Here is a 6,170-nt window from a genome sequence, read left to right on the forward strand (position 1 = left end):
CGCTCGGCGAGTACGTGAGTTCTGATCCGATTAATGATGTAGAGCAAGAAGTAAAGGAGTGGGCAGGTGCAAAGAAAAAAGAAATAGATTTATTAAAAAAACAGGAACAGTTTAGAAGAGAATTCCTTTCAAATGTATCGCACGAGTTTAAAACCCCACTTTTTGCCATTCAAGGATATATTGAAACGCTACAGGACTGTTTGGTAGATGACCCAGATCAGGCTGTATTGTTTCTAAAAAAAGCTGAAAACAATGTAGAGCGACTGAGTTATTTAATTAATGATTTAGATGTTATTTCAAAGTTAGAAACAGGCGAATCGCCAATTAACTACCAAAAATTCGATTTTGTGCAATTGGCGAAAGAGGTAATGGAAAACCTCGAAGACCGCGCTGAAGCAAAAAACATTAAACTCTTTTTTAAAGATAAATATACTGCCATTACATTGGTTTCGGCCGATCGCGAAAAGATTAGGCAGGTGTTGATTAACTTGCTGGTAAACAGTATTAAGTATGGCATTGATGGTGGCGAAACAGCCATTAAGATTTTTGAACTGCACGATCAGGTTTTGATCGAAGTTACCGATAATGGCATCGGCATAGAAGAAAAGCATTTGTTGCGCTTGTTTGAGCGTTTTTATCGCATTGATACCCACCGGGCGAGAGAAGTTGGAGGCACAGGTTTAGGTTTAGCCATTGTAAAACACATTTTAGAGGCACACCAACAAACCATTTCAGTAAGAAGTACGCCGGGCATAGGCACAACCTTTGCATTTACACTACAAAAAGGCGGGTAATTTTCGATCTTTTTAGTAGTAGACAACCCTTAATTCTTTTGTCACAAAGGCGCTAATTACACAGAAGCGGGCAAACTAATGCGCTAATGCCAATGAACTTCTTTAATTATTTCATTGTCAGCTATCTGAAAATATAGAAATAACGCACTCCTGACTAAATAAGGAGATAATTAGTTAATATAATTAATAAATTAACATTAACTTAACATTGGGCTTGTAGCTTTGCAACATATTAAAAATTAACATGAACAATATTTTTAAGTTCTTTACACCTCAAGACAAAAAGTTTCATCCGCTTTTCGAGCAGGCAGGTAGCAATGCATTAAAAATTGCAGAAACCCTTTTAGAAATGGTTAGCACAGGTGATGCTGAAAGCAGAAAAACAATTTTTAAAGAAATTGAGCGCTTAGAGCATGTAGGTGATGATATTACCCATTCAATTTTTCTTGAACTGAGCAGGAACTTTATTACGCCATTTGATAGAGAAGACATTCATGCATTGGCTACTGCCGTTGATGATGTTGCCGATTATATTTATGGTACTGCAAACCGTATGCAGATGTATAACATGAATACCATTAACGAGCCGATTGTTAAAATTGCCGAGCTTTTGGTAGAAATGTGTACTGATATTGATAAAGCAATTAAAGAATTACGCAGTTTCAAAAACATCCGTGTAATTGCCGATGCTTGTATCCGTATYAACAGTGGCGAAAACCAGGCTGATTATGTATTTACATTAGCGGTAGCCCGTTTATTCGAATACGAAACCAATGCGATTGAATTAATTAAACAAAAAGAGGTTTTACAAACGATAGAAAAAGCGACAGATAAGTGTGAGGATGTGGCGAATGTGCTTGAAACTATCTTGGTTAAAAACGCTTAATAAAAAACAAACATGGTAACTACCTTATTGGTTGTTGTTGTAATTCTGGCTATTGCTTTCGATTACATTAACGGCTTTCACGATGCCGCTAACTCGATTGCAACAGTTGTTTCTACAAAAGTTCTTACGCCTTTTCAGGCGGTTTTGTGGGCTGCGTTGTTCAATTTTGCTGCCTACTTTTATTTTACCGACCACAAAGTAGCCAATACAGTTGCTAAAACGGTAATCGAAAATTATATCACTTTAGAAGTTATCCTTGCAGGTTTGGTTGCAGCAATTATCTGGAACCTTTTAACCTGGTGGTATGGTATCCCTTCAAGTTCATCACATACCTTAATTGGCGGTTTTGCTGGTGCAGGTATGACACATGCTTTACTTATAGGCGCTAGTCCGCTTGATGCTGTAAACACGGGTTATGTAATAAAAATTGTTTCTTTTATTGTACTGGCACCAATAATCGGTATGGTTATATCAGTTGTATTAACACTGATCATTATCAATATCTGTCGTTATGCTAAGCCAGCAACTGCTGAGAAATGGTTTAAACGCCTGCAATTGCTTTCTTCTGCTGCATTAAGTTTCTTCCACGGAGGTAACGATGCTCAAAAGGTAATGGGAATCATTGCAACAGCTTTAATCGCCTCAAAAGTAATTCCTAATTTCGAAGCTATGCCTGCATGGGTGCCAATTGCCTGTTATTCGGCAATATCGTTAGGTACAATGAGTGGTGGCTGGAAAATTGTTAAAACAATGGGTTCCAAAATCACTAAAGTAACCGCACTGGAAGGTGTTGCTGCCGAAGGCGCTGGAGCAGTAACTTTAGGTATTACAGAGCATTTCGGTATTCCGGTTTCTACAACGCATACCATTACAGGTTCGATTGTAGGGGTAGGTGTAGTAAAAAGCGTTTCTGCAGTACGTTGGGGTGTAACCATCAACTTAATCTGGGCCTGGATTTTAACCATTCCGGTTTCGGCTACATTAGCGGCGATTATTTATGCCGTGATCTATTACTTAAAATAAAAACAAAATCCTTTAATATACTTGAGAGACCAAAGCTAATAGCCTTGGTCTTTTTTGTTTTGTAATGATTTGGAAAGCAGGAGTGGAAGCCTTTGGTTTGGGTTCCGCCCCGCTAAACGCTTTATCCCGATGAAAAATCGGGATGTCCGCTTATATCGGGTTTAGATTACAATTGTTGTGGTTCTTGGGAGAATATTGGGTGCTTAAAATCGTCATTGCGCGGAGGTACGACGAAGCAATCATACAACGATAGCTAATAATAGGGTGAACATTAAGATTGCTTCTCCGAAGAGTCGGGGCTGGCAGTACCTCGTAATGACGATCTTTCTATGAGAATCTGTCAATGGTGGCGGAGTCAATGTTTTCTAATTATTGAATAGGTGTCTTCGACTACGCTCAGACTGACATGTGAGGGGATTTTAAAAAAAATAGAAAGTTTATTAGGAAATATTGGCTGCTTGAAACCCTTCGCTAATAAATAGCTGGAAACTTAAAACTTAACGCTTATTTCGACTAAATCAGTTCCATTTTTAGGCAACACCCAATCCGGACCTTCTTGTATCAGTCTTTTGGCTTCCGCATCGGCTTTTTTGTTCAGTGATTTTATAACGCTGATATTTGTTGGGCGTCCGTTACTTTTAACTTTGAAACTTAAAATCACAAATTGTTCGGGGCCTTTAGGGTTATAAAGTTTGTTGTTATTCTCTAAGTATTGACTATAGTTAATGGTAGAAACCGGAATAGGCTTCGTAATATCATCGGCCGATTTTCCATCCAGGTTTTGTTCTGCATGCAGTGTAATTTTTGGTGCCGCAATATTTTCTTTCTTATGCCCATATGAGCCTGTAATTAATGCGATTTCGTTTAGTGATCTATTCCCGCTTAAAGCACTTTTAATTGCATTAGGATCTTGCAGACCAGCTACAGGTAATTCTTTAAAGCCAATAGCGTTAATCAATAAGTCCTTATCTTTTGCGTTGCTATCAGCAGGTAAATAGAAATAACCTTTAGCATCAGTCGCGGTTACATTTTTAGAACCCGCTAACTTTACCACAGCACCCGGAACAGGTTGGCCATTACTTTGGTCTACAACGTTGCCGCTAAACGCAATTTTACTAGAGCCAAATGCTGGTGCTGCTGCCACTACAGTCTCACTTATCGTAACTGGGCTTGGTCTGTAATTGCCAAAGCCTACCGCGCTCTTCGCTTTAGCGCGATTGCTCTCGGTTGCAATTTTCGCCGCTTTTACCTCGGCCATTTGTTGCTCTGCCCGTTCTAATGCAGGTTTTGCTTTAATGTTTTTCGCTAAATCCCCCGTTTTTGCGGCTGTAATTGCTTTATCAATCAAAGCTGCCTTTGTAGAGTTTTGCGTAACCGTATCTTCTTTAGGTTTGGGTTGAACTGAAGCAATACTCGTTGTACTATCTAACTGAACCATCACACCGCCCTGTTTATGTGCAGCAAGTTCTGCATTCCTGCGATTGGTTTCGCGCATAAAGAATAAAATGCTTACCGCAATAAATGCTACGGTTGCAGTTGCTGCAATACTTAACCTTTGGGTAGTAATGCCCCAAAGCTTACGTTTTATAGGTTTCTCCGAAACACGGTCGTACAGTTGTTTTTGTAAAATAGAAAGCGTTTGCTTGCGTTTGGGCGATTGTTTCAGTCCCTCTAATGCTTCGGCAACAAAAGGGTCTTCCAAAGCCTGTCTTTCTACAAAGTGCATAGCCTTAACATCAAGTTTACCATCCAGGTAATCTTCCAGAACATCAATATCTAACCAATCGTTATTCACTACTGTTTTTCTCTATACAAATCTTTAAATTCCGCTTACCATTTTGGATGTAACTCTTAACTTTAAGCATGTCGTAGCCCGTAATATCGGCTACTTCTTTATAACATTTTTCTTGTAAATAAAATAAATCTACACTTTTTCGCTGTTCTTCGGGCAAAGTTTCCATACACTTTTCCATAATGGTAAGCTGCGTTTCTTTTGTGTTGTCTATATCCAGATGCACAAACTCGCTATTTTCCACAAAAGTATCGTCTAATGAGACATTATTTTGCTTCGCCGATTTACGTAGTGCCATTAAACAATGGTTCCGCGTTAAAACATGAAGCCAGCTTTTAAAGTTCTGTACCTCATGTATTTTCAGCTTCGTTACCAGTTCTTCAAAAATCTGCATTACCGCATCCTTGCTTTGCTCTTCATCTTTGAAGTAGTTTAAACAAACCCCGAACACCAAATGCATATATTTATTGTAAAGCGTACCCAACGCGTCTAAATCGCCCGTATTTTTATACTGGGCAATCAGTTTGGCGTCTTCTTGCTGGGCGTTCCCAGCTGTGTTTTTTATAAACCTCAAAAAAATGGTAGCTATTTCGAATTATCTTTCAAGTATAAAAAATATTTCTGAGTGATGGCACATAAACTAATTTTTTAGGAAGAGAAGGGCCTAAATATTTTACCTTGCTCCCTATCTTTTTAAGTGGTTTAACATTATTGCCATGTGCAAAGGCTTATCTTTGAGGGTAAATAAGAATTATGGCAGTTGTTTTGCTAAACATGATTAAACACACAAAATGAAAAAGATCAATATTTTATCGGCATCACTGGCCATGCTGATATTTACAAGCCTAAATGTTAGCGCACAGATTAAACTGAGTGATATATTTAAAAAAGTAACCGAAAAACAGGGCACTACCACAGCTGCCACCGGAACGCCATCTACTTTTGAAATAGGACAAGGGATTAAGGAAGCCCTGCAAATTGGTGTTTCTGCAGGTGCCGACAGGCTTTCGCTTAAAGATGGTTTTTTAGGCAATCTGGCCGTTAAAATTTTGATGCCTCCTGAAGCACAAAAGGTTGAAAGAACATTACGTGGCATAGGCTTGAACAAACTTTGCGATAATGTGATTGTAAGCCTAAACCGTGCCGCAGAAGATGCTGCTACCGAAGCAAAGCCTATTTTTATCTCAGCCATTAAACAAATGACATTAACCGATGCGACTAATATCCTATTGGGTAATAAAGACGCAGCTACCGAATACTTTAAAAGGGTAACTACTTCCCAGCTGATGCAAAAATTTAGCCCAATTGTAACTACAAGTTTAAATAAGGTAAATGCCACCAAATATTATAGCGACTTAACTACACAATACAATCGCCTGCCTTTGGTTAAGCCTGTAAATACGAATTTAACCGAATACGTTACACAAAAAGCGATAGATGGTTTATTTGTTGAAGTTGCGAAGGAAGAACTCAAAATCAGGGGAAACTTAAGCTCAAGAAGTACAACCCTGTTGCAAAAAGTATTTGGTTACGCCGATAAGAAAAAGATTTAATCTGTTTAATTGTGGTTCGTGAGGACACGAACCACGGCGGAAAGAAATCAAATGCCTTGGTCTGTGTCCTCACAGATGGAATTAGATTTAAGTGTAGGTATTGATTGTGGTTAGTGGAGACA

At 38.7% G+C, this 6,170-nt stretch carries 6 protein-coding genes; 4 read left to right on the top strand and 2 right to left on the bottom strand.

Translation table 11 applies throughout. The annotated features are described in order from the left end of the window. The 3 genes from AC1DND_RS15880 to AC1DND_RS15890 all read left to right on the top strand — a co-directional run. Positions 1 to 794: sensor histidine kinase (locus tag AC1DND_RS15880; protein ID WP_477583034.1), on the top strand; the 794-nt coding region annotated here is incomplete at its 5' end. Between the two features lie 244 nt (positions 795 to 1,038). Next, positions 1,039 to 1,680: a DUF47 domain-containing protein gene (locus AC1DND_RS15885; protein ID WP_029274248.1), complete on the top strand. Its 642-nt coding sequence runs from the start codon at positions 1,039 to 1,041 to the stop codon at positions 1,678 to 1,680. A 12-nt stretch (positions 1,681 to 1,692) separates the two neighbouring features. Continuing rightward, the gene (locus AC1DND_RS15890; protein WP_029274247.1) at positions 1,693 to 2,703 is read left to right on the top strand and encodes an inorganic phosphate transporter; all 1,011 of its coding nucleotides are present in this window, start codon (positions 1,693 to 1,695) and stop codon (positions 2,701 to 2,703) included. A gap of 490 nt (positions 2,704 to 3,193) precedes the next feature. Here AC1DND_RS15890 and AC1DND_RS15895 read toward each other — a convergent pair whose 3' ends face one another. Together AC1DND_RS15895 and AC1DND_RS15900 are read right to left on the bottom strand one after the other, a co-directional pair. Then, a complete protein-coding gene (locus tag AC1DND_RS15895; protein WP_477583036.1) occupies positions 3,194 to 4,498 on the bottom strand; it encodes a carboxypeptidase-like regulatory domain-containing protein in 1,305 nt (434 codons plus the stop codon). Then, positions 4,491 to 5,069, bottom strand: a complete 579-nt coding sequence (locus tag AC1DND_RS15900; RefSeq protein ID WP_477583038.1) for an RNA polymerase sigma factor — start codon at positions 5,067 to 5,069, stop codon at positions 4,491 to 4,493. Before AC1DND_RS15900 ends, AC1DND_RS15895 begins: the two co-directional genes overlap by 8 nt. Before the next feature lie 217 nt (positions 5,070 to 5,286). On the opposite strand from AC1DND_RS15900, the gene AC1DND_RS15905 reads away from it, so the two are divergent. Continuing rightward, positions 5,287 to 6,048 carry a DUF4197 domain-containing protein gene (locus tag AC1DND_RS15905; protein ID WP_477583040.1) on the top strand — a complete coding sequence of 254 codons (762 nt, stop codon included), beginning with the start codon at positions 5,287 to 5,289 and terminating at the stop codon, positions 6,046 to 6,048. Positions 6,049 to 6,170 lie beyond the last annotated feature (122 nt).

This window comes from Pedobacter sp. 01N416 (assembly GCF_056399685.1).

Bases quoted from the DNA above. Each gene is read 5' to 3' on its own strand.
- AC1DND_RS15905 (WP_477583040.1), top strand. From the start codon at position 5,287: ATGAAAAAGATCAATATTTTATCGGCATCACTGGCCATGCTGATATTT.
- AC1DND_RS15890 (WP_029274247.1), top strand. From the start codon at position 1,693: ATGGTAACTACCTTATTGGTTGTTGTTGTAATTCTGGCTATTGCTTTC.